This is a genomic window from Paenarthrobacter histidinolovorans (assembly GCF_014647595.1).
Classification (GTDB): Bacteria; Actinomycetota; Actinomycetes; order Actinomycetales; family Micrococcaceae; genus Arthrobacter; species Arthrobacter histidinolovorans.
The window spans coordinates 259,887-282,474 of record NZ_BMPM01000003.1 but is presented as its reverse complement, the minus strand read 5'-3'; the positions used below and the strand labels follow the sequence as shown (position 1 = coordinate 282,474).

At 59.2% G+C, this 22,588-nt stretch carries 19 protein-coding genes; 5 read left to right on the top strand and 14 right to left on the bottom strand.

The genetic code is table 11. The features are described 5' to 3' along the window. Nucleotides 1-115 precede the first annotated feature (115 nt). The 3 genes from IEY62_RS09350 to IEY62_RS09340 form a co-directional block, all read right to left on the bottom strand. On the bottom strand, nucleotides 116-1,033 hold the full coding sequence (locus IEY62_RS09350; protein ID WP_189016498.1) for a LysR family transcriptional regulator: 918 nt from the start codon (nucleotides 1,031-1,033) through the stop codon (nucleotides 116-118). A 68-nt stretch (nucleotides 1,034-1,101) separates the two neighbouring features. Beyond that, nucleotides 1,102-1,878, bottom strand: coding sequence for an enoyl-CoA hydratase/isomerase family protein (locus IEY62_RS09345; RefSeq protein WP_189016495.1), 777 nt, complete (start codon nucleotides 1,876-1,878; stop codon nucleotides 1,102-1,104). Nucleotides 1,879-2,222: 344 nt separating this feature from the next. Continuing rightward, nucleotides 2,223-2,816, bottom strand: coding sequence for a cupin domain-containing protein (locus tag IEY62_RS09340; protein WP_189016492.1), 594 nt, complete (start codon nucleotides 2,814-2,816; stop codon nucleotides 2,223-2,225). A gap of 396 nt (nucleotides 2,817-3,212) precedes the next feature. Here IEY62_RS09340 and IEY62_RS09335 point away from each other — a divergent pair, with 396 nt between their 5' ends. Then, a complete protein-coding gene (locus tag IEY62_RS09335; protein WP_189016489.1) occupies nucleotides 3,213-4,157 on the top strand; it encodes a LysR family transcriptional regulator in 945 nt (314 codons plus the stop codon). Nucleotides 4,158-4,348: 191 nt separating this feature from the next. Here IEY62_RS09335 and IEY62_RS09330 read toward each other — a convergent pair whose 3' ends face one another. Genes IEY62_RS09330 through IEY62_RS09315 form a run of 4 tightly spaced genes read right to left on the bottom strand, consistent with a single transcriptional unit; the run spans nucleotide 4,349 to nucleotide 11,772 of the window. After that, on the bottom strand, nucleotides 4,349-5,797 hold the full coding sequence (locus tag IEY62_RS09330; RefSeq protein ID WP_189016487.1) for an NAD-dependent epimerase/dehydratase family protein: 1,449 nt from the start codon (nucleotides 5,795-5,797) through the stop codon (nucleotides 4,349-4,351). Beyond that, nucleotides 5,794-8,058, bottom strand: coding sequence for a glycoside hydrolase family 3 C-terminal domain-containing protein (locus IEY62_RS09325; RefSeq protein ID WP_189016483.1), 2,265 nt, complete (start codon nucleotides 8,056-8,058; stop codon nucleotides 5,794-5,796). The genes IEY62_RS09330 and IEY62_RS09325 overlap by 4 nt, the downstream gene beginning before the upstream one ends. After that, a complete protein-coding gene (locus tag IEY62_RS09320) occupies nucleotides 8,055-10,544 on the bottom strand; it encodes an alpha-L-rhamnosidase (RefSeq protein WP_189016480.1) in 2,490 nt (829 codons plus the stop codon). The genes IEY62_RS09325 and IEY62_RS09320 overlap by 4 nt, the downstream gene beginning before the upstream one ends. Nucleotides 10,545-10,572: 28 nt before the next feature. Continuing rightward, a complete protein-coding gene (locus IEY62_RS09315; RefSeq protein ID WP_189016477.1) occupies nucleotides 10,573-11,772 on the bottom strand; it encodes an MFS transporter in 1,200 nt (399 codons plus the stop codon). Nucleotides 11,773-12,037: 265 nt separating this feature from the next. Between IEY62_RS09315 and IEY62_RS09310 the strand changes: the two genes are divergently transcribed. Further along, nucleotides 12,038-13,072 (top strand): LacI family DNA-binding transcriptional regulator, encoded by a 1,035-nt coding sequence (locus IEY62_RS09310; RefSeq protein ID WP_189016474.1) that lies wholly within the window; start codon nucleotides 12,038-12,040, stop codon nucleotides 13,070-13,072. Between the two features lie 281 nt (nucleotides 13,073-13,353). Here IEY62_RS09310 and IEY62_RS09305 read toward each other — a convergent pair whose 3' ends face one another. From IEY62_RS09305 to IEY62_RS09290, 4 genes are all read right to left on the bottom strand, one after another. Further along, nucleotides 13,354-14,442, bottom strand: a complete 1,089-nt coding sequence (locus IEY62_RS09305) for an alkene reductase (protein WP_189016471.1) — start codon at nucleotides 14,440-14,442, stop codon at nucleotides 13,354-13,356. Nucleotides 14,443-14,568: 126 nt separating this feature from the next. Next, entirely contained in the window at nucleotides 14,569-14,946 is a 378-nt protein-coding gene (locus IEY62_RS09300) for a carboxymuconolactone decarboxylase family protein (RefSeq protein ID WP_189016468.1), read from the bottom strand. Nucleotides 14,947-15,014: 68 nt separating this feature from the next. Further along, nucleotides 15,015-15,407, bottom strand: a complete 393-nt coding sequence (gene trxA / locus IEY62_RS09295; RefSeq protein WP_268241113.1) for a thioredoxin — start codon at nucleotides 15,405-15,407, stop codon at nucleotides 15,015-15,017. Nucleotides 15,408-15,430: 23 nt separating this feature from the next. Then, complete coding sequence (locus tag IEY62_RS09290) at nucleotides 15,431-16,180, bottom strand: SDR family NAD(P)-dependent oxidoreductase (protein WP_189016464.1); 750 nt, start codon at nucleotides 16,178-16,180, stop codon at nucleotides 15,431-15,433. A 107-nt stretch (nucleotides 16,181-16,287) separates the two neighbouring features. Here IEY62_RS09290 and IEY62_RS09285 point away from each other — a divergent pair, with 107 nt between their 5' ends. Together IEY62_RS09285 and IEY62_RS09280 are read left to right on the top strand one after the other, a co-directional pair. Next, nucleotides 16,288-16,878, top strand: a complete 591-nt coding sequence (locus IEY62_RS09285; protein ID WP_189016462.1) for a TetR/AcrR family transcriptional regulator — start codon at nucleotides 16,288-16,290, stop codon at nucleotides 16,876-16,878. 85 nt (nucleotides 16,879-16,963) lie between these two features. After that, the gene (locus tag IEY62_RS09280; RefSeq protein ID WP_229785159.1) at nucleotides 16,964-17,761 is read left to right on the top strand and encodes a helix-turn-helix transcriptional regulator; all 798 of its coding nucleotides are present in this window, start codon (nucleotides 16,964-16,966) and stop codon (nucleotides 17,759-17,761) included. A 38-nt stretch (nucleotides 17,762-17,799) separates the two neighbouring features. On the opposite strand, the gene IEY62_RS09275 is transcribed toward IEY62_RS09280, so the two are convergent. Further along, on the bottom strand, nucleotides 17,800-18,969 hold the full coding sequence (locus IEY62_RS09275) for a MalY/PatB family protein (protein WP_308424485.1): 1,170 nt from the start codon (nucleotides 18,967-18,969) through the stop codon (nucleotides 17,800-17,802). Nucleotides 18,970-19,040: 71 nt separating this feature from the next. Further along, nucleotides 19,041-19,457, bottom strand: a complete 417-nt coding sequence (locus IEY62_RS09270) for a RidA family protein (RefSeq protein ID WP_189016460.1) — start codon at nucleotides 19,455-19,457, stop codon at nucleotides 19,041-19,043. Between the two features lie 418 nt (nucleotides 19,458-19,875). Here IEY62_RS09270 and IEY62_RS09265 point away from each other — a divergent pair, with 418 nt between their 5' ends. Continuing rightward, entirely contained in the window at nucleotides 19,876-21,381 is a 1,506-nt protein-coding gene (locus IEY62_RS09265; RefSeq protein ID WP_189016458.1) for an amino acid permease, read from the top strand. 84 nt (nucleotides 21,382-21,465) lie between these two features. On the opposite strand, the gene IEY62_RS09260 is transcribed toward IEY62_RS09265, so the two are convergent. Further along, nucleotides 21,466-22,257 (bottom strand): IclR family transcriptional regulator, encoded by a 792-nt coding sequence (locus IEY62_RS09260; RefSeq protein ID WP_229785157.1) that lies wholly within the window; start codon nucleotides 22,255-22,257, stop codon nucleotides 21,466-21,468. Nucleotides 22,258-22,588: the final 331 nt, after the last annotated feature.

Here is a 22,588-nt window from a genome sequence, read left to right as displayed (position 1 = left end):
AAGTCAGTCTCCGCGCCATGTGGGCCTCCTCACAAGGCCCCAGTTGTGCATGCGGGTCATGCATCCTGGGCATGGGGCCCGCGATCGCCCCGCCCACGGTGAGCAAATTGTTGCCCTAGGCCGGTCGGCCCTTCCGACGGTCATTGCGGATCGCGCCGAGGAAGAGTCCCACCGCCTCCTGCGAGAGGCTCGTATTGTCCGTCCAGACGATGGTGAGGGGGCGGCTAAGGACCAAATCGGACACTGCAACTTGCACCAGGCTTCCGCTGGCGAAGTCGTCAGCCAAGGCGATGGCAGCCAAAACGACCGGCCCCATTCCAGCGATCGCAGCTGACTTGAGTGCAGTGTTGGACGCTAGTTCGAGGCTTACTTTTGTTTCGTGCCCTGCTTCGGACATGGCTCGGTCCAGTGTGTCTCTAGTGCCGGAGCCCGGTTCGCGAACAAGCAGCGGAGTGCCCGCCAGATCAGCTGTCGTAACCACCAGCTGTTCGGCCCAAGGATGGCCTGGTGCAACAGCAACGGCCAACCTGTCGGTACCAATCTGGCGATGTCGCAGGTTCGAATGAACATTGGGGGTCTCGATCAGGCCCACTTCGACTTTTCCGCTCTCGACGAGCTCCATGACCTCCAGCGAGTTACCGACTGAGAGAGAGACCGCCGTATCGGGGGATTCGTAGCGGAGCATCGCGAGCCAGTTCGATGCGTAGTGTTCGGCGATTGTCATACTGGCTGCTGCTCGTAGCGAGGAGTTTCGTTGCCTGCTCAATGCATCGACTGAATGACGAAAGTCTTCAGCCGCCCTCAGCAGGGTTGTCGCCCAGTCCACCACCACACGCCCCGCCGGAGTGAGGGTAGAACCGCGTGCGCCGCGATGCAGCAGACCGACCTTAAGGTTGCGCTCCAGCGCCGCTATCCGGCGGCTGGCACTTGGCTGAGCCACTCGCAGTTCGGCAGAGGCTTGGCCGATACTGCCCGTCCTAGCGATGGTGACGAGCAGATACAGATCATCAAGGTCAGGAACATTGACACGCATACCCAGCCCCTCTGCGCTGTCGAAGCGGAGACGCGCTGCCTCCGGTTAGTGGGGTTCGTAGGCACATTTCAGGCCGAGAAGATCGGGCTGCGACGCTCGACGAAAGCCCGCAGTCCTTCCTGTACATCCGGACCGGTTCCCGCGACCATTCCCCGCCAAAATTCCATGGCATCGGCAGCAGGCACGCTCTGAGTAAGCGTTGTGCGAATAACCCGCTTTACTGAGGCCACCGATGCAGGCGGCATATCGGCAATGATTTTGCCCATTTCGCAGGCACGGTCAACTAATCGGCCTGGTTCGACCAACTCGCTGACAAAGCCATGTCGTTCTGCCCGCTCAGCACTCAACGGAACACCCAACATCAGCACCTCAGCGGCAACTGCCGGCGGCAGCAGATGCGGGAGCATTGAGAGTTGGCCTCCAATCGGCACGATGCCCAGTTTGATACCCGGGGATGCGAAGCTGGCATTATGGGAAGCAATCCGTAGGTCACTGGCGATGGCAAGACAGAATCCGCCCGCGTACGCGGCACCGTTTACAGCACTAATAACGGGTTTCGAAATCATCCCAGGAACGATGAACTCTTTGATATTGGGTTCGCTGAAAAGGACAGCGATGTCACCTTCGAGTGCCTGTTTAAGGTCATGACCGGAGGTGAAGGCCTTTTCGCCGGCTCCCGTCAGGACGATTACGCGGATGTCTTTGCGGTCATCGAGTTCGTGAAACAAATCGAAGAGCCTAGCTGACATGACATCTGTGAGGGCATTGCGCTTCTCCTCCCTATCCATCGTCACCACGGCAGTGCTGCCGTCCACGATGTCGAGTCGAATCTGGCCGTCGCTCATAAAAATCCCGCTTTCAAGTTGGACAGGGAGGGTCGGCGGGCTAGGCCAGCCCTTCGGGGCGGTGCATGAAGGTGCAGCATGAGGCACTTCTAGCAGTGCGATTCCCAGCGTGTCATCAGGGTTCGAGTGCCGGTAGACGAATTACTGTCATGGGGACATGCGCGGCATGCATGAGCTTGCGTCTTGTTGGGGCATCGTATGGGCGCCTGAGAACGGGGACGCCGGAGGCGAAGACCCCTGAAAGCGGAGGGCATTTTGTACCGGGGCCCTAGTGCGGGCATGTGCAGGCCATGGCCAGCCCTAGACTCGGGTTTGGGATGTGAAGCAGACGGACGGCAAACCGACTAATTTCGCGGCGGGATGTCGATCCAAATGTATTGTGTAGGAGTATCTGCGACGTTTTCCATGCGATGCGGCACGGTGCTCGGGAACCAGATGGAGTCTCCAGGGTCCAGGAAGTGAACCTCGTCGCCGAGTATGACTTTGAGGCGTCCCGACAAAACGAAGCCCCATTCCTCCCCTTCATGGGTGAACGGCTCCTCCCCGAACCAGCCACCAACCTCATAGTGACCATATATGGCCTCTATGGAATGCAGTTCAGTGGGAGACGCCAATTCAAAGCGGGTTCCCGATGCTGGGCGCGTACCTGAAGCAGGGTCGGCAAGACCTCCGAACGGCACACGGTCCACGGCCTTCACTACCCGCCCCATGGACTGGGCCTGAGGCGAAAAGAAGTAGGTGATTGTCGTGCCCATGGCGCTGGCCAGGCGAGTCAAGGTTGAGATCGATGGTTCGACTTTCCCCTTTTCAACGTCAGAGACCAATGACGCGGAGACTCCTGCTTTCGCGGCAAGCCCTCTGATGCTGTACCGATGCTGACTGCGGAGTTCATGTAGACGTTCCCCCAGAGCGCTTTGGCTCTCCTGCTTGCTATTCATTCTGCCTCCCACTGCGTAGACCCACATCCAAGGAGGCCCTTGTCCGGCGTTAGCGAACAGTCTGCGTAAGGCTCCCACGACGATTCTCTCTCACTCTTACACATCTCGATGCACCTCACCAGAGGTTTGGAACAAGTTTTGGACTTCAAATCGAACGTTTTGATGCCCTTTTGACTGAAACGTTCGATAGAACAGCGTTATTTGAATAGATAAGTCATTGACTGTACGTTCTAGCGGGTCTAGGCTGACGAATAAGCAAGGGAATCGTAGGCTCCGTTCGTACGATATTTCGGACACACGGAGCCGCCGCCGATCCGGTAGCACACCTAGCAGCCTCCGGGATCACAGTGCTCCACCATCTGCGGTTCCATGATGTCGAGAGAACGGGGCCAATCAATGAATATCAAAGAGCCGGATCTAAGCGATCTGCATCTCCTCGTCACTGTCGCCGCCACCGGAAGCATCGGTCAAGCAGCAACGGCCCTACAGCTCACACAGCCCTGTGCCAGCCGCAGGCTTGCAAGTCTGGAGCGTTCTCTTAAAGTCCAGGTCCTCCAGCGCGGACCGCGCGGGACCACTCTGACCCCCAATGGGCGGGTAGTGGTGGATTGGGCAGCCACCCTATTGCGCGCCACGGAGCAGTTCACGAACTCAGTGTCCGCCCTCGGACAGATGAGGAACGCGAGCCTGAATGTCGCAGTCAGCATGACGATTGCCGAGTACTATGCACCCAACTGGCTCGCGAAGGTTCGAACCGCTGATCCGGACACGGCGGTGACTCTAAGCATGGCCAATTCCTATGACGTCATCACCATGGTCGAATCGGGCCGGGTCGATATTGGACTCGTTGAATGCCCTCAGATCCGCGATTCAGTCAAGAGTCAGTCATTCGGCATCGATGAACTGGCAGTAGCAGTCCTACCGGATCACGAGTGGGCTCGGCCCAACCGCAGCGTAACCCCGGAAGAACTGGTAAACACGGACCTATTGGTCCGGGAGCGTGGCTCAGGTACCCGTGAAACTCTGGACCAGGCCCTAGCAGCAACAGGCCTGACCGTCAGTCCTTCACTCGAACTCGCATCCAATACCGCATTGAAGTCGGCCGCCCTGGCAGGCATGGGCCCAGTCGTCCTGCCGGCAATCGCTATGTCTCGGGAACTGGACACGGGACAGCTTATCGAAGTCGATATTCTCGATCTCTCGCTTTCCCGTCCCCTGTCCATCGTCTGGTCAGACGCTGCAAAATTCTCAAACGAGGCAGGTCTTCTCCTGCTGAAAACCGCACGTGAGGATCGGCGCACGCGGAGCCGGGCACCGCGACTTGAAAAGATAGCCAGCTAGCCTCCAACAATTGTGCTTCCTTCAGATCGTCCACACGTTCCCTGCGGTGGCTCATCCGCCCTCCCCACTACGCTCCTTTGACAGTCCTGGGGCCAGACTCTTCATCTAGCCTTGCGGGTCGACCACATCCGATTAGAGGCTAGGGTCTGACCTCCCGGAACAGGGTCTCACCCTATCTTGATGGTCCCGGCCTATGCTGTCGGTACCCGAGCGGTTTGGCCCGCGATCTCAATTTGGGCCAGGAAACGATTTTGTTCTGCCTGTTTCCGGTACTCCGCTGGTGTACGGACGCACTCCGGGCACCAGTGACCGCCGAGTAGGACAAGCCGGGGGCTTCCGGAGAACGTGTGGCCCTCGGCACAGGCCCATTTCAGAGGTGTGCTGATGTCCCCGGCTGTTGTTTTGGTAGAGAGCAGGCTTCCGCCGCGGAAAGCTGCAGCATCCTGATAATCGATGATGGCCCAATCCAAGGAAGATTTAGTTTCGTCATATCCGTGATCAAGGAAGGTTGGGTTCCTCGTAGGGCGTGGGGGCCAGAATGTGTCCCATCCGCCTATTTCTTCCCATTCGGCCCGGGAGCCGAAGTAGGCGGTAACGGCCTTGTCGTCGTTGTTCCGAACGTAAGCCATGGTTCCGCGGTGTCTGAGCGTGAGCGGTTTCATGACCAGATTCTTGATGATCCAGGTAGGGATTTTTCCCGCCATGCGCAGCCCGGGATTTTGGTCGAGGGCGCGGGTCAGAGCGGCGTCCACGGTATCACGGCGAAATGGGATGAGCTCTTCGAGTTTGTCCGAGTCCGTGTACCACTGACCATGGAAATTGCGGGTGGCGAACCAGTGGCGTTCGTACCAGCCGCGGATATCCCTGACCCCGAGGGCGGCGCTTATCCGGGTCTGGAGTTCCCAGTTCCCCAGCCGCCATGCCTCCCCTCCCCCGATGTTGTAGATACCGCACCAGAACTCTTCAGGTACGTCGGCTTCGCAGATGTTTGCCATGAGACGTGCCGCGTCCTCAGCAGAGACCCATTCCATTACTCCAGTGAAGGTGGAGTGGGTCATGATGGGGTCACGGATTTCCAGAACTCCAGGGTGGAAGATCCCCGTTTGCCGCAACCATGCCCAGGCAGGAAGTCCCGAGTCCACGAGTTCCTTTTCGGCGATGATTTTGGACTGACCGTACTCGTCGTATTCGGAGACGCGAAGGGGATCGCCGACCCTGCCCCAGTGGTGGGGCGGGTTCCGGTCCCCAGTTTCCGCTATAGACCCTACCCCGACCACTTTGATGGCTGAGGGGTCCGGTTGGGCCTTGACAGCGGCAATGATGTTGCGCATGCTGCCCACGTTGACCCGCATTGCCAGTTCGGGGTGTTCGTCGGCCAATGGCGAGACAACGGCACCAATGTGGAGCACAAAGTCAGCTCCCCGGACACACTGTTCAACCGCTTCGTAGTTTGTAAGATCTCCGAAAACAACTTCCAGGTTTTCCATGTCCTCGTACTGGCGAATGACATTGAGGTCCTTTGTTGTTGGCATGACGAGTGCAACGACTTCGAGTCGGTCGGCACGGGTGCGGAATTCCTCCAAGACTTTCCGTCCCCAGTTACCCGCAGCACCGGTCAGGAACACTCGGGCGCGCCTCATGCCGGCACCACCTGCGTGGATGACTGCGCTCTGGTCTGTTCCATGAGCGACTCGAGGACTTCGAGGGGAAACACACTTCCTGTGAAAGCGAGGAATTGGTGCATGGGCATCGATTCAACCATTTTCAGACCGTCGGGGTTCTGCTCTGCCTGGTCGGCCTGTTCCTGTGTCATCGCCGTCGCCATTCCTTGCATCAGTACTTGCCCAACGACGGGGTGGCCGAACCAGTCACCGACCGTGGACTGCATCGTGAGTGGACGCGTAATGAAGTCGCCCTGCAATTGGATGACCTCTTCGGCAACGACGGTTGAGGAGTCGGTTCCCACCTGAACGCTGTAGTCTCCAGGGGGCACCACCCACTGCCCAAGTTCGACATCCCAGTATGCAAAGCCTCGGCGGTCAAGGGTAAAGTTGACGGTTTGCTCTTCCCCTGCCTCAAGTTCAACTTTGGTGAAAGCCCGCAACTCACGCACCGGGCGGCGGACAGGGCCGGTAGTCGTGGACACGTATAGTTGGATGACATGCTTTCCGGACCGCTGTCCAGTGTTCTTAACGGTGACACGTACTGAAGCCCCGTCGACACCGTTACTCTCTACTGTCAGTCCTGTAGTGCTGAAGTGGGTGTAGCTGAGCCCGTATCCAAAGGGGTAGCGCACCGGGACGTTGGCGCTCTCGTAGTACCGGTATCCCACAAAGACGCCTTCACCGTAGCGGACATGGCCCTGTTCGCCAGGAAAGTTGAGGTAGCTCGGGTTGTCCTCCAACCGGAAGGGGATGGTTTCGGCCAGATGCCCGGAAGGATTCGACAAGCCGAAGAGGACGCTGGCCATTGCATGTCCCCCGCCTTGCCCAAGCAGCCACCCTTCGACGATTGCATCGACGTTGTCATGCCATCCTTCGAGGGAGACGACACCTCCGTTGGACAGGACAACGACCGTCCGAGGGGCTGCCTTGGCGATGGCCTGCAGCAGTGCGACCTGTGTCGACGGCAATGCCAGCGTATCGCGGTCGAATCCTTCGGATTCCTCGCGGTCCCCAAGACCAACGAAGACGACTGCGATGTCAGCGGAGGACGCTGCACTGACAGCTTCCTCAAGCAGGGCCACTTCATCACCTGAACCGTCGACAGTGAATCCAGGAGCGTAGGCGACTATGGAATTCATTATCAGCGCCTGGTCGCGGATTGCTTCGAGCGGGCTGTCGAGGCGGGTGGGGTTGATGTGGGAGCTACCGCCGCCTTGGTAGCGCGGGGCGTCAGCGAACGCGCCAATGACCGCGATCTGTTGCCCGGCCGTCAGGGGCAGGGTCTCTTTTTCGTTGCGCAGCAGAACAATGCCCTCGGCTGCCAGTTCGCGTGCCAGGGCGTGGTGCTCCTCGACGTCGTAAGTCAACTGTTCTTCGGGGGCAAATTCCGTGAGTCTTACGACGCGGCGCACGCTGGCGTCCACCAGTTCTTCACTGAGGTCTCCCGAACGGACGGCGTCCACGATCTCTTGATCAGTTTTTCCCCCGCTGCCTGGCATTTCCAGGTCCATGCCTGCTTTGACGCCCTCTACCCGGTTGCTAACCGCGCCCCAGTCAGAGACGACGGCGCCGCCGAAACCCCACTCATCCCGCAGTATTGATGTGAGTAGCCAGGAGTTCTCCGACGCGTAAACTCCGTTGACTTTGTTGTAGGAGCACATCACGGTGGCCGGGTTTGCTTCTTTTACTACACGCTCAAAAGCCGGGAGATAGATTTCGCGAAGAGTCCGTTCATCGACCTCTGCGCTGACGCGCATTCGCTCGGTTTCCTGGTTGTTCGCGGCGAAATGCTTGACGGAAGCACCGGTGCCCTGGCCCTGCATGGCATTGACGTGCGCGGCACCCAGTACTCCGGAGAGGAGCGGATCTTCCGAGTAGTACTCGAAGTTCCTCCCGCACAGCGGAGAGCGTTTGATGTTGACGCCCGGGCCCAGGGCAATGGCTACGCCGAAGGCCCGTCCTTCCCGCCCAATGGCCGCACCGACCCGTGCTGCGATGTCCGTGTTCCAGCTGGATCCGACAGCCACTGCCGGTGGAAGGCAGGTGGAGGGAAGACTGTCGTGGATGCCGAGGTGGTCAGTCTCCCCCGCCTGCCGCCGGATCCCATGGGGTCCGTCGGTGAGGACAATGGAGCGGATGCCGGCGTCGTCGAGTTCTTTGGTGCTCCAGAAGTCCCGACCAGAGAGCAGAGATGCTTTTTGCTCAAGGGTCAGGGTTCTCAGGTTCGGGGTGTTCATGCGTTAGCTCCTTCGGGGGTGACCGCCGCTGTGAGGTCGTCAATCAGGGCCTGGGAGGCACCGGGAATGAATTCAACAATGGTGTTCAGTGACATTGCCGCCGCTTCCGGGGCTGTGCCGTCGATGGGGATACCGGGCAGGTGTTCGGCAAAGACGGCGGAGACACGACGCCAGACCTCCGGTGTTCCGGCAAGGACACCCAAGGGTGTGTCCATGGAGTAGCTCTGCTGTTCGGCGACGATGCGTTCGTAGTCCCACTGGTGATCCCCGGCTTCAATGTGGACAGTGGTGTTGTCCGGGTGTAGGGGAAGGTCCACGATGGCGGTGGTGGCTGCGGGGATGCTGACGTTCAGAATCACCCGGTTGTCTTCGAGCTTCCACGCCACACACACCTCACCGTGGGAGGTGTTGTGCCTGAGGGTCGCGTGGGTAAGGTCCCCGCCAATGTGGGGGGCGATGCGCATGCTCTTGTAACCGGGCGCGTCCGCCGTAAGGCCTCCGATAGTTCGATGCATCCAGTCGACGACTGCTCCCAGGGCGTAGTGGTTCAGGGAGGTCATGCCGGAAGGGTTGACCGAGCCGTCCGGGCGGATCGAGTCCCAACGTTCCCAGATGGTCGTCGCGCCCATGGTGACCGGGTAGAGGAAGGACGGACAACCGGTTTCAAGAAGCAGCATGTATGCCTCGTCGAGGTGGCCGGTACTTGACAGGGCATCGGTGACCAAGGGAGTGCCTGCGAATCCGGTGGAGATGCGGTAGCCGGCCTTGGCCACCATTCCTGCGAGCTGCTTGCCTGCGTGGGCCTTCTCCTCAGGAGTGAGGATGTTGAAAGTGATCGCCAGCGCGTAGCCGGTGACTGTTTCGTTCACGACCCGACCTGAAGGGGCGACGTATTCGTGCCGGAAAGCGTCACGAACTTTCTCTGCCAAGGCCGTAAATTCGTCGGCATCGGAAGTGTAGCCGAGGACCTTCGCGGTCTGTGCCATCTCTCGTGTGCTCTTGCACAGGTAGGCGGCTGCGACCAGGTGTCGGTCCGTCTTCCCTCCGGCAGGGTTGTCCATGGGCGCGTCGGGGTCCAGCCAGTCACCGTACTGGAACCCTTTGCTCCACAGCCCGTTTTCATCAAGCAAACCCGCGACCTGGCGGATGAAGGAAGTCATCGACTCGTAGGATGCGCGAAGGATGTCCTCATCGCCGTACTCCCGGTACAGAGTCCATGGCAGGCTGACGGCCACATCGCTCCACAAGGCTGTCGGTGAGGATGGGGTGGACAGCACGTCGGGGACAACCCAGGGAACGTTGCCGGAGAGCTTTTGTTCGATAGCCAGGTCGGTCAGCCAGGATCCAAGGACTCCGCGGACGTCATAGAGGAAGGCTGCGGTGGGGCCAAAGGCGTTTAGGTCCCCGGTCCAGCCCAGTCTTTCGTCGCGCTGGGGGCAGTCAGTGGGGACACCAACAAAGTTGTCACGCATGGACCATACGGCGTTGGAGTGGAGCTGGTTCAGCAGCGGGTTTGATGTTTCGAACCAGCCGATGCGCTCCATATCCGTGTGAGTCACCACGGCCACGATGTCGGCGGCTTTCAAATCGCCAGGCCAGCCTTCAACATCGACATATCTGAAACCGTGGAAGGTGAATCGTGGTTCCCAGGTTTCCGGTCCTCTGCCGGAGAGGGTGTAGCGGTCGGTAGCCTTCGCGCCGCGGATCGTTTCGTAGTCCATCTCCCCGTTGGTCATCACTTCGGCGTGCCGCAACTCGATGGTGCTACCCCGTTGCCCCTCCACCGTGAACCGCACGCGGCCCGAGACGTTCTGACCGAAATCCAGCACCGACCGTCCGGCAGGGGTAGTGAGTACCGCAACCGGGGTGAGTTCCTCGGTACGGCGGATAGGTTCAGCGATTGGCTCGGCCAGTGACTCCATCGGCCAATCAAGGACCTCCACGCTGCCCCATGCAGCGTCGTCGAACCCAGGCGCATCCCAACCATGGGATTCGAGGGTGGCGTCGTAGTCTTCGCCGTCGTAGATGCTGTTCGCGCGCAGCCCGCCGATGTTCGCGCGGGAGGTTGTATCGCTGACGATGTACTCCGTACCATCAGCAGTCTCGAGGGCGAGTTCGAAGTAGACGCCGGCCTGGTCGGAGTAGTGGTTGCGTTTGCCTTCCCAGCCCAAACGGCCGAGCGCCCAGCCCTCACCGACAATTACGCCCAATGCGTTCTCTCCCGGGACCAGAAGATCGGTGACATCGTGAGTGCTCACGATCAGCCGGTTACGGTAGGAGGTCCACCCGGGAGCCAGGACTTCGTCCCCGATTACGGTGCCGTTGAGGTGTGCTTCAAAGACCCCAACAGCTGTAATCCGCAGCGTAGCGCGCCGCAGGTCATTGCCGGTGTCGAAAGCGCGGCGGAAGTAAAGCGCGGGGGCTCCCTCAACACCGTTGTGGCCGGTTGCGGTGATGAAGTGGGCACCGTGGTCTTGGAAGGTCATGAATAATCCTTGTATTTGGGCGTTACGGCTAGCGGACAGACTTGATACGGAGGACCACTAGTCCGCCGAGCAGGGTGATACCGGCTGCCACCAGGTACAGCAGGGTGTAATTCTTTTCCGTGGCAGTGGCACCGATCGCGAGAAAGAGCGGAGCGATGAGAGGTGCTGCCGCTTGTGGGATGGAAGTAGCAAAACCGGTGATACCAAGGAAACGGCCAGCGTTGGTCTTTTTTTCCGGAAGCACATCAAGAAGGAGTGCTTGATCGACGGCCGAGAAACCACCGATGCCGATCGAAGTCAGGACCGAGCCGATCATGATGATATTCAGGTCGTGTGCGAAGGCCATGACAACGATGCCGGCAGCAAAGATCAGGGCGGCCGCAAGCACAATCGGTTTGCGCATCCGGATCTTGTCCGAGAGGAAGCCGCCACCGATTGCTCCAGCAGTGGTAGCCAGGATGCCTATGCCGCCAAGCGTGGCAATAACACCGGCAACTTCCTGCAGGGAAACACCGAGCCGTGATGCCATGAAAAAGGCCGTGAACGTCGTGTTCAGAGTCAGACCAAAATAGAACAGAAACCGAGCCAACCAGTTCCAGCTAAAATCTTTGTACTGCCTGGGATTGTAGAGGTATTTGGAAGCAATGAGCCGGAGACTAAGACGGTCTTCCACTACGAGGGCTTTGCTGGAGGCTTCACGGGAGAACAGGACAAAGAGCAAGCAGAAGACGACGCCAGCGATGCCGGGGACAAGGAAAAGCAACAAGCTATTGCCCATCAATGAACCGGCGGAGATAACCCCGATCACAGGTCCGATCTGGGTGGCGAATCCGACGAGGCCTGAGACCTTGCCGCGCTGGGACTCGGGCAGGCGGTCAGCCTGTGATGCATTTAGGCCGGCAAGTGCTTGTCCCCAGCCGAGTTGGGCGAGCATCCAGCCCATCATCAGCACCGGGATGGAATCCGCATATGCCATCACGACCAGGGAGACAACGCCAAGCCCTGTGCCGCCCACAATAAAGGGCACGCGCCGGCCCAGACTCGTGCGGGTCCGGTCGCTCAAAACACCAAGAAGGGGACCCGTAAGCATAACGGTCAGAGATCCGGCACCAAGGATATAGCCGAGGTTTTGCTCCTGACCCGGAGCGATCTGGTTCACCTTAACCGCTAATGAAATCGCTATTGGGGTGATGAAGGCGATGAAAACGCCTAACTGGGCCAGGACCATTAGCCAGATGTACTTTGCGGAGACCTTCGGAAGATCGGACTCCTGGATGGGTGCCGCCGGTACTGTGTCAGGCTCAATGCCACGGACGCCGGTTATGGGGGACTCCGGCGAGACGGAGACTGGGGGTGTCTCGGAATTCATGGGGACTCCATTGTCAAAGAAAAGTGGGTAGAACCACTAGTACGTACTAGTGATTGGGTATGATGCTAGCAAGGCTTTTTTATGGTGGCAAGATTTATTTGTAACGATTCAAGGAGTAGTGCCAGTGACCCGGACTTTGACCCGCAGAACGACCGCGGCAGATGTTGCCCGAGAGGCCGGAGTATCTCCCGCAACCGTTGGCTTCGTTCTAAACAGGACAAAGGGCCAGACCATCTCAGAAGAAACGCGTGCACGTGTTCTGGCAGCAGTAGAAGTCCTAAATTACAAGCCCCACCACGCAGCGCGCGCCTTGAGGAGCGGCAAGAGCAAGATTGTGCTGCTCGTCCTGCCGGACTGGCCGCTGGAGCATAGCCTTCGTACCAACCTGGAGGCCCTTACCCATACGCTGGGTGACAACGGATACGCTCTCATCACGTTCACGCCGCAGCCGCATAGCAGCGCCACCCCTTTGTGGGCAGTGCTGGAACCTGCAGTAGTCATAGGATATAAACCATTCTCGGCGGAAGATCTCGCCGAGCTGAAAGCTCTCGGCATCCGAAACATCATCCCGAATCCCGAGACGCCAGGGATGGGCGCGGCCGCCGACCTCGAGTCAGGACCCAGACTGCAGGCAGAGCACCTGCTCAGCCTTGGCCACACAAAGCTCGGCTTTGCCTGCCCACCCGATCCCCGGCTGGCAGCTTTCGTTAAGACAAGACTCGATGTCGTCACAAGAGTCTGCATCAGGGCCGGCCTATCTTCGCCAGTCGTGCGGCAAGTTGATTACCGAGACGGTTCCGGCCCTTCGGCTGCAGCACACTGGGTTGCCGAGGGGGTGACCGGAGTCGTGGCGTACAACGATGACGTTGCTGCAGACGTCATCGCCGGAGCTGTCCGCAGTGGTCTAAGCGTCCCGGGCGATCTTTGTGTCGTCGGGCATGACAACTCCCCCTTGGCGAGCAGGTACATTCCGTCCATCTCCAGTGTGGAAATAGATATGGAAAGCCTCGGCAAGCAATCAGCGCACCTCGCCCTGAACTTAGCCGAGGGGTACCCGATGCCGGCATCGCCCCTGTCCGCGGCTTCTTTGGTTCATAGGGAGTCGACCACGCATACAACGCGTAATGATAGCGTCCTCAGGAAGTCACCGCGTAGCTGATCTGGTGGCGAACCCTTCAGGCATTCCGGCCTTCGCCTTTAAACGATGAGCAACTCGCCAAGGCGCTTAAGTCCTCTTCACGGACAGTTTCCGCCAGTCCATCTTCGACCTCCACACACCGTCCCCCACAACCGAAGGAACTGAGTACCGTCGGCCAATGCCGCTAGCGACGACCGTATATATGGACCGTCGCTTAAGGATGGAAGCACCACGACTGCAACGAGCGACTCCCGGCACTTTCTCGTCGAGAAAGATGCCGGGAGCCTGAACGTGGGAAGACTTTAAGTCAGTGACTCTTGATGAAAGGGATAGTCGGTGTATCCCTTGGAGCCCTTGGCACCTTCTCCGTAGAAGGTCGCCCCGTCAGGTTCGTTCAGCGGGAGTCCGCGTTCCCAGCGCCGGGCTAGATCAGGGTTGGCAATGGCTGGCCTGCCCACTACTACTCCGTCGGCATAGCCTTCCTCGACGAGCGTGATTGCTTCCTCACGGGTGGTGACTACCCCAAAACCACTGTTGACAAGAAATACTCCACCAAAACGTGAGCGCAGGTCTTGGACAAGTTCGCTTGTCGGGTCATGGTGAAGCATGCTCAGGTAAGCGAGACCAAGCGGAGATAGACCATCCACAAGTACCTCGTAGGTGGCGTGGGCTTCGGCACTGTCGGCTTCGTCCATTTGGTGCTGCTCGTTTTCAGGGGAAATACGGATTCCGACACGATGGGACCCCACCGCCGCCACAACCGCCTCTACGGTTTCGATCACGAAGCGGGCGCGATTTTCCGGGGTTCCGCCATAGCTGTCAGCGCGAACATTTGTGTTGGGAGAAAGGAATTCGTGCAGGAGAAAACCGTTGCCGGCGTGCAGTTCAACCCCGTCGAATCCAGCTTCAATGGCATTATTGGAAGCTGTTACCAGTTCATCGATCACAGTCGGCAGCTCATCGATGGTCAAGGCATGCGGGACAGGGTAGGGCTTTTTGCCTTCCGGAGTCCGCGCTTCGCCATCCATGGCTACGGCGCTGGGGGCCACGACCCGATGGCCCCAGGTGATGTCCTCATGTGTGACACGTCCACCGTGCATGATCTGGGCGAAGATCCTGCCGCCTTCGTCGTGGACCGCTCCCGTGACCTTCTTCCAGGCAGCGACCTGGTCCTTGGTGACGATCCCCGGCTGGCCAGGATATGAGCGACCGGACGGTACTGGGTAGATGCCCTCGCTCACAATAAGCCCCAAGGAGGACCGCTGCCGGTAGTGCTCTGCCACCAAGGGACCAGGAATACCTTCGTCCCCGGAACGCGTGCGCGTCAACGGAGCCATAACAAGTCGGTTTGGAAGCTCAAGCTCGCCGAGAATCAAGGGAGAAAACAGCATTTAGGCGCCTTTCTAGTGGCGGAAGAATTGCGTGATATAGCCTGCGAGGCATCGATGAAGGGCCCGGAGATTATGATGTTCGTCCAGGGCCCTTCACCACTTTCCCATCTGGGGGATGTCAGGACGTCAGGAAACTTCAGCCGGAGCGTGGGAGTGTCCAGCGGGAACGGCGTCAGGTGCGCCTTCAAAAAACTTCATGGCCATGAAACCGTGGGCAAAACTGCCGCCAGCCCGCAGCGCTGAAGCAATCATCACTGTTTCAGCCAGTTCCTCGGCGGTAGCACCCTCGGCCTTGGCGGCCTTCACATGCGCTTCAATGCAGTATGCGCACTGGGTAGTGAGGGCCACGGCAATTGCCATGAGTTCCGTGTTCTTGCGGGAGATGACTTTACCTGCGCCACTCAGCGCTTCCTGGTCGAACGCAAGGAATGCCTTCACGGCATCGGGGGCGGCGTTTCGGAGGTGGCGGAGATAGCGGTGGTCAGTGTGCTCGTGGTAGGCCAAGTTCTTTCCTTCGTTTGTGGGTGGATTGCGAGAGGGCCCCGGTATCCAATACCGGGGCACAGGTGCCGTCAGTTTCGGACTGCCGAACCCAGGTATGGGGCGAGTCGGTCTTCGAAGGCTTCCTTTGGCATGGCGCCGACGAACGAGCCGGCGACGTCACCGTTGTTGAACACCCGGAAAGCGGGAATGGAGGTGACGCCGTACTTCTGCGCGAGCTCAGGGTTCTCATCGACGTTCACCTTAATGACGTCGACTTTGCCGGCCTGCTCTTTGGCCAGCTGGTCGAGAACTGGCCCAACGGCGCGGCACGGTGGGCACCAAGGGGCCCAGAAGTCGACCAGGACCGGCAAGTCGTTCTGGAGGACATCAGTTTGGAATGTGGAAGTGGTTGTAGAACGTACAGACATAAGTTCCTCTTTCATCTGTTGTTGGTGATTTGCGTTGGCGCCGGTGTAACTCACTGCACAGTTCGGGGCCGTTGAAACTAGAGCTGTGTTGTCCCGCCGTCAACGGCCATGTCAGTCCCGGTGATGAAGCTGCTCTCGCTTGAGGCCAGGAACAAGATGGCGGATGCAATCTCATCGGCCCCTCCCATGCGGCCCATTGGTACGGTGCCGACCAACCCGGCCCGAACAGCCTCAGGATCTGAGCCGCCGGTGTACAGCCCGTCCAGAATCGGCGTCTCAATCGGACCTGGGCTCACTGAGTTCACCCGGATACGGCGGCTCAACAGTTCGGCTGCCCAACTGCGGGCAAACGACCGTACAGCAGCCTTGCTGGCCGAGTAAGCAGGGAAATCCGACCATCCAAGCATGTGCCCAACGCCGGCGACCAAGACGATGGACCCGCCCTCGTTAAGCAGAGGCAAAGCCTTCTGTACAGTGAAGAATGTTCCACGGGCATTGATGGCGAACGTCCTGTCGAAGTGCTCCGGCGTTGCCTCCGGCAGTGAGGCAGCCTCAGCGATTCCAGCGTTGGTGACGATGATGTCGACCGAGCCGCGTTCCTGCTTCACTTGACCCCACAGCCGGTCGAGGTCGGCCAAATTAGCGATGTCACCCTGCACGGCAATAACATCTCCGCCGATTTCAGCTTTGGCCTTCTCGAGTTCCTCTTCACGGCGACCCGTGATGAAGACCGTTGCCCCCGCCGCGGCAAACCTCTTCGCGGTCGACAGGCCGATGCCGCTGCTGCCTCCAGTGACCACTGCTGTCTTGTTACTCAGCTTGCCCATCCAACTCGGCCTTTCTGTAGTGTTCGCTAAAGAACTGATGAGATATACTGTAGCGGTCACTACAGAAAATGCAAATCGAGAGTTTGAATGGATGAGGAGGGCATGCCATGCCGGGAGGCCGCAAGCGAGGTTTTGATGATCAGCTGGCCCTACAAACAGCCATGGAGTTGTTCTGGCGCCAGGGATACGAGGGCACGTCCATCGCCGACCTGACGAAGGCGCTGGGCATCAACCCACCAAGCCTGTACGCAGCCTTCGGCAGCAAAAGGGACTTGTTCGAAAAGACACTGGATCGGTATATGTGCGAACGCGGCGTCCAGCTGGAGGACGCAATGGCGCAGCCCACCGCGCACGAGGCGGTTCGTGACCTTCTGACCGGCAGGGTCAGGGTGTTCACCTCCCCCGACCAGCCCGCCGGCTGCATGACAGTGCAGGCGGGACTGTCATCGGGCGAGCCGCACCATGAAATAGTCGACCTGCTAGCGGCCGCCCGCGAGGAAATTCGGCAAGCGGTGTTGACCCGGCTTGATAAGGCGTTGGCGGACGGCGATCTTCCGGTCGACACCAATTGCACAGCCCTCGCGCGGTATGTCATGGCCGCCATCTATGGACTCAGTGTTGAAGCAGCCTCCGGCGCTCCTCAGGAGGAACTTATGGCAGCTGCCGAACTCGCCGCTCAAGTGGTACCACGGACATGAATGGTGGGGCGCTCCGGATGCCATTGCCGCCCCTAATCCCGCGCTGATGAGATACTCCCCCTGTCGCCTTTAACAAGGTGTTAAAATGAACTCAACAGTGGGTCAAATGGTCACAGGGAGGATCGGCATGATGGAAGGAACGACGGGCTCGATGGCCCCGGCTCCAGAGGGGCTCCAAGGCATGGATGCAGAGTCCATTAACTGCGTCCTTGAGCTTCTGGTGGCGCCATTACAAACCGCCGTTCCCCAGCCAACGGAGGTAGTGCTGCACGACCTTCAACGCATTCCGGACACAGTGCGGGCCATTGCCGGCATAGTGACGGGACGGCAAATCGGCGATCCCCCTACAGACAAGTTGCTGGAACGAGTTGCTGCAGGCGATCTCAGCCACGAAATCGGCTACCGCTCCCAGTTGCCCGACGGCCGAACGCTTCAAAGCAGCACAATCATCTATACAGACAAGGACGGCCATGCGGCAGCAGCCTTGTGCTTGAACACCGATGTGTCAGCGTGGGTCTCCTTGCGTGCAGCGATGGACCGTTTTGTCCTGGGTCACGAATCCGCCCCAGCTCAGAATCACGCGTCTATGGCTGCTCTGCGTACGCAGGCGTCATCAGCCTCGGCTGACGGAAGCGAGTACTTTCCGCACAGTGTTGAAGATCTGAGCGGGCGCCTCATTGAGGCAGCCATAGCAGCTGTAGGGGTACCGCCCCAGAGAATGCGCAAGGAACACAAGGTCGAGGTAGTGGCGGAGTTGGATCGCCGCGGCTTCTTCCTGATCAAGCAGGCGGCAGAGACCGCTGCCGCAGCCCTGGGAGTGACGAGGTTCACGATCTACAACTACCTCAACGAAGTGAATGGGACGTCGGGAGCTGCCGACTAAGGCGGGCCCGAGATCACTTTTCAGGCCCGCCCGGCAAGTCAGCGCAGTGGATGAACGCGCCCCATCCGCTCAATTGCTTCGGTGAGGATCGCCTGCGACGTCGCAAAGTTCAGCCGAACGTGGCCCGCTCCACCGCTGCCGAAGACATGCCCTGAGCTCAAGGCCACCCGGGCCTCCTCCAGGAACATCTTGGTTGGCCCCGCCACATCGGTCACCACCCCGAGTCCCGAGGGGCTATCCTGAGATTCACTTTCAAGGTACCGGCAGTCCAGCCATGCCAGATAGGTACCTTCGGGCTCCTTGTACCCAGCCTCGGGTAGATGCTTTGCAAGGAGCTGTCGAAGCAGGGTCCTGTTTGAGTCCAGTCCTTGGATGAGCGCATTGAGCCAGTCCTGCCCATCCCTAAGGGCGGCAGTGTGGGCGATGAGTCCAAGGTGGCTTGGTCCGTGGCTGACTTCTTCGGGCATGCGAGCCAGGTCTGCTGCGGCGTCAGGTCCAGCGACGGCCAGAGCGGCTTTGAGCCCAGCGAGGTTCCACGCCTTGGAAGCTGACATCACGGCGAAGGCATTCTCGGACCCAGGAACGCTCAGATACGGGATGAACTGCGCACCGGGCAACACAAGCGGAGCATGTATCTCATCGGAGACCACCCGCACGTCGTACTTACCCGCGAGCTCAGCAACCGCAGTCAACTCGGCCATGGTATGAACAGTCCCGGTGGGGTTGTGGGGGTTGCTGAGCAGGTACGCCGCCTTGCGTCCCTGCTGCCTGATTCGGAGAAAGGACTCCTCGAGTGAATCAAGGCTAACCCGGAGGTCCTGGCCCAAAGGCGCCTCGACGATCTGCCGACCGTCGTGAGTGACAAAGGCGTAGAAGGGTGCATACACAGGCGAATTGACTACTACAGCGTCACCCGGGCTCGTGACAAGGCGCAGGACTTCGACGACGCCCATCATCACGTCGGGGACAATCGCAGTCCGGCTAACTTCCAAGTTGCTCCAAGACCACCTGTCGGCGGCGAATGCGGAGAAAGCCTCTGCATAGGCCGTGCCTACCGGATAGCCTGTGTCGCCCGCGTCGATGGCGCGATGGAGGGCTTCAGCAACGGCGGGCGCGAGCCGGACATCCATTTCGGCGACCCAGAGCGGCAGCACGTCCTCAGGGTGGACGCGCCATTTCATGCTGGTGCGTTGCCGAAGCTCGGTCAAGGTCAGCTCCTCCAGCGGGTTCGGAATCCGCCTGCCAGTATGAGTACCCCGGGAAAGCATGCTCTCTGATGTCAGCATTGGACTGCCAACTCGATCTCGACACTGGCTCCCAACGGGAGGGATGCCACTCCGAGCGCCAAGCGTGCGTGTTGCCCGCGGTCGCCTAGAGCCTCCAATATCTGTTGTGAGGCCGCATCCACTACAGCTGGTGCGTTGCTGAAACCCTCACTCGTGGCGACATACCCGCCCAGACGCGCAACGCCTTTCACGGCATCCAGGGAGCCCAAAGCATCACGGACTACAGCAAGGCAGTTTCGGGCTGCCAAAGCCGCCGCTTCCTGCGCCTGCTCCAATGTGATGTCCGTTCCGACGCGTCCAGGGTGGAGGAGCCCGACCTCGCTGATCGGAAGCTGCCCCGAAACGAACAGCAGTTCCCCTACGCGACGCGCTCGGGCGTACAGGGGCGGAGTAGTAACTGGACTTGTCATGGTGTGGCCTTCCAAAAGAGTTGAAAACCGGGGAGATCCCCGGGAGTTCGCATCGAGACCCATGCGAGGGTGGGCGCTGCGTCATCCCCCCAATGATTACACAAAACGTAGAGATCCTGCAACGAAGAAGTTCGCTGAAGGCAGGAATTGGACGCATTGTTGTCGAAACTTTTGAATTATTTTGCAACTTCTGTTGATATAAGTGTGACTTAGGGCATATCCTCAACTCACCATTGAGAGCACGTCGTTCACTAGCGCCCCGACTACCAGCTCCGAACTCGTTGCTACCTTGCCTTCCTTTCGCCCGAACTCCGGTCCAAGGGATGTATGAACCCCGACCTCGGGCGGCGCACTCACCACCTGAATTACCAATCTCTCTTCTGATCGCATCAGAACCATGGCCCCAAGAAAGGTCCCCATGTCTTCTCCTTTACCTGACCTTGACCTGCCGTCAGGTCGACCGAATCTCCGTCAGTCCCCCACCGTTCATGCCGAAGACTCGGGCTATCACAAGAGCCTGAAGCCCCGGCAAATCCAGATGATCGCCATCGGCGGCGCCATTGGTACCGGACTGTTTCTGGGCGCGGGCGGCCGCTTAGCAGCAGCAGGACCATCATTGATCATTGCGTACGCCTTATGTGGATTCTTCGCTTTCCTCATCCTCCGGGCTCTTGGAGAGTTGGTACTGCATCGCCCTACTTCAGGATCGTTCGTGTCATATGCCCGCGAATTCTATGGCGAGAAGGCCGCCTTCGTGTCCGGCTGGTTCTATTGGGTTGCGTGGGCGACGACCACCGTGGCGGACATAACCGCCGTCGCCCTGTACATGAACTTCTTTGGTAACTACGTAGCTTGGATAGGAGCCGTTCCGCAATGGGTATGGGCACTGGTAGCGCTCATCGCCGTTCTAGGCCTGAACCTTGTCTCCGTCAAGGTCTTCGGCGAGTTGGAATTCTGGTTTGCGTTTATCAAGGTTGCAGCGCTCGTCGCCTTCCTCCTGATCGGAACATACTTCGTCGTTTTCGGCACGCCGACAGGCTCCCCCGTAGGCGTACAACTAATCATGGACAACGGCGGCTTCTTCCCGTCCGGATTGTTGCCGATGATCGTTCTGATGCAGGGCATCATCTTCGCGTACGCCTCTATCGAATTGGTGGGCACGGCCGCAGGTGAAACTGAGAACCCTGAGAAGACCATGCCGAAAGCCATCAACTCTGTAGTTATGCGGATCGCCGTGTTCTACGTCGGGTCCGTCATCCTGCTTTCGCTGCTACTTCCGCACACGGCATACGAAAAGGGCGTGAGCCCCTTTGTGACGTTCTTCGGCTCCGTCGGTATCCAAGGCATGGACGTCGTCATGAACCTGGTAGTCCTTACCGCTGCCTTGTCTTCACTCAATGCCGGCCTTTACTCCACCGGCCGCATCCTGCGTTCAATGTCGGTCAACGGTTCAGCCCCCAGGTTCGCCTCTCGCATGAACAAGGCAGGCGTACCTTATGGAGGCATCGCCCTGACCGCAGGCGTTTCGCTCCTTGGCGTCCCCCTTAACTACCTTGTCCCCGGCGATGCCTTCGAAATCGTCCTCAGCGTTGCGGCAGTCGGTATCATCGTCGCCTGGGCAACCATCCTCTTATGCCAGATCCAACTCAAGCGCTGGGCGGATAAAGGCCGACTGACTCGCCCGTCCTTCCGAATGTTCGGTGCGCCTTATACCGGCTACATCTCACTCGCGTTTTTGGGGGCCGTACTCGTCATGATTTTCGTCGACTCACCGCCTACTCTCCTCGTGACCCTAGTGGCCGTGGGCCTCATTATCGGAGGGTGGTTCGCATGCCGCGACCGCATCAGAGCGATAGCTTCTGAGCGGGACCCTTTCACCGGCATAGTTCCCACACTGGCCCGCCCGCATAGACAAGAAACGTAGCCTGCTCCCGAAGATGTGTGACAACCAACTAGCTCCTGGGGCCTGCCTCCGGAGCTAGTTGGTTTACTGACCCTAGGCTAGATTCTAGATGGCGTCCGCGAGCATCCTATGAACCTCGCGCTGACTAAATCCGGGGCTCAGCCTGAGGAGGTTCTCGGAAAGTTCGGCCGCTTCGCGCTGAAGCCATTCAACGAGCTGGGTTCGACGGGGCTCGGATAACCGGGAGTCTACGGTTTCAAGTGACAATGCAGCGACTGCAGAACCACCCGCTCCCATGACGGGAACACCGAGACCGTCCGCGCCCGGAACGAGAACTTCAGGGGACATTGAATAACCGCTTGCTCTGGACTGAGCTATCAACCGCGGCAGCCCGACGGTGTCGACTTTGAGGGACCCGATCTGCAAATGCGATGCGCTGAGCATCAGTTCCTCGATCAGGTCTTGCGGCTGCCCGGCGAGAAGCGCCAAACTTCCTGGACAGGTTCCCAACGGACGCCGATCACCGATCCGCAGGGTGGCTGTTCTGATCGGAAAATTCCCAATAACCCTGTCCACACATAACGCCTGAGAGCCCATCCGAACTGCGAGGTAGACGGTGTCGCCTGTGAGCTCGGCCAAGCGCTTCAGATGCGGGGCAGCCAAGTCCAACAGGCCGTGACGGTCGGACGCAGTGTTCCCAATGGCAACGAGTGGGAGGCCGAGGTAAAACGTGGACGATTTGTCTTCCTGATCAAGCCATCCCACTTTAACCAGGGTTCCCAGGAGCCTGTGGATCGTCGTTTTTGACATCCCAGTCTTTATTGCGATGTCAGTGAGCCTCGCGCCTGCCTCCCCGGCATCGGCAACCGCCTGGATGATTGAGGCGGCACGTTCCACGCTTCTGACGCCGTCAGCTGTTTCTTGCTTCATATCTCGAAACTATCCTTCGTGGACACGTTAACCGCTTGCCATCGACGAACCCGCCTGCCGACTCCAGTCTATGTTGCTCTCCAGTGTTGCGCCGGTCCTTTCACAGTGACAGGAAGGCGGTCGCGGCATACGCCGCCTCAAACGCAAACCAGGGCTAATACCGGAGCCACAGACGCTGTTCCTACGAAAACACAAGTACCGTACAGTGGAACATAGTTCCGCTACACGGATTATGCATTTGCTAGTGGAACGTACTCGTGGACCGGTCTCCGGTACCCATCGATCAAACAAATCAAGC

Excerpts from the sequence above, each read along its gene's own strand:
- IEY62_RS09280 (WP_229785159.1), top strand. The coding sequence starts at position 16,964 with ATGAACTCAACAGTGGGTCAAATGGTCACAGGGAGGATCGGCATGATG.
- IEY62_RS09315 (WP_189016477.1), bottom strand. The coding sequence starts at position 11,772 with ATGGTCCTGGCCCAGTTAGGCGTTTTCATCGCCTTCATCACCCCAATA.
- IEY62_RS09350 (WP_189016498.1), bottom strand. The coding sequence starts at position 1,033 with ATGCGTGTCAATGTTCCTGACCTTGATGATCTGTATCTGCTCGTCACC.
- IEY62_RS09330 (WP_189016487.1), bottom strand. The coding sequence starts at position 5,797 with ATGAGGCGCGCCCGAGTGTTCCTGACCGGTGCTGCGGGTAACTGGGGA.
- IEY62_RS09325 (WP_189016483.1), bottom strand. The coding sequence starts at position 8,058 with ATGAACACCCCGAACCTGAGAACCCTGACCCTTGAGCAAAAAGCATCT.
- IEY62_RS09285 (WP_189016462.1), top strand. The coding sequence starts at position 16,288 with ATGCCGGGAGGCCGCAAGCGAGGTTTTGATGATCAGCTGGCCCTACAA.
- IEY62_RS09345 (WP_189016495.1), bottom strand. The coding sequence starts at position 1,878 with ATGAGCGACGGCCAGATTCGACTCGACATCGTGGACGGCAGCACTGCC.
- IEY62_RS09340 (WP_189016492.1), bottom strand. The coding sequence starts at position 2,816 with ATGAATAGCAAGCAGGAGAGCCAAAGCGCTCTGGGGGAACGTCTACAT.
- IEY62_RS09320 (WP_189016480.1), bottom strand. The coding sequence starts at position 10,544 with ATGACCTTCCAAGACCACGGTGCCCACTTCATCACCGCAACCGGCCAC.
- IEY62_RS09265 (WP_189016458.1), top strand. The coding sequence starts at position 19,876 with ATGTCTTCTCCTTTACCTGACCTTGACCTGCCGTCAGGTCGACCGAAT.
- IEY62_RS09290 (WP_189016464.1), bottom strand. The coding sequence starts at position 16,180 with ATGGGCAAGCTGAGTAACAAGACAGCAGTGGTCACTGGAGGCAGCAGC.
- IEY62_RS09270 (WP_189016460.1), bottom strand. The coding sequence starts at position 19,457 with ATGACAAGTCCAGTTACTACTCCGCCCCTGTACGCCCGAGCGCGTCGC.
- IEY62_RS09335 (WP_189016489.1), top strand. The coding sequence starts at position 3,213 with ATGAATATCAAAGAGCCGGATCTAAGCGATCTGCATCTCCTCGTCACT.
- IEY62_RS09305 (WP_189016471.1), bottom strand. The coding sequence starts at position 14,442 with ATGCTGTTTTCTCCCTTGATTCTCGGCGAGCTTGAGCTTCCAAACCGA.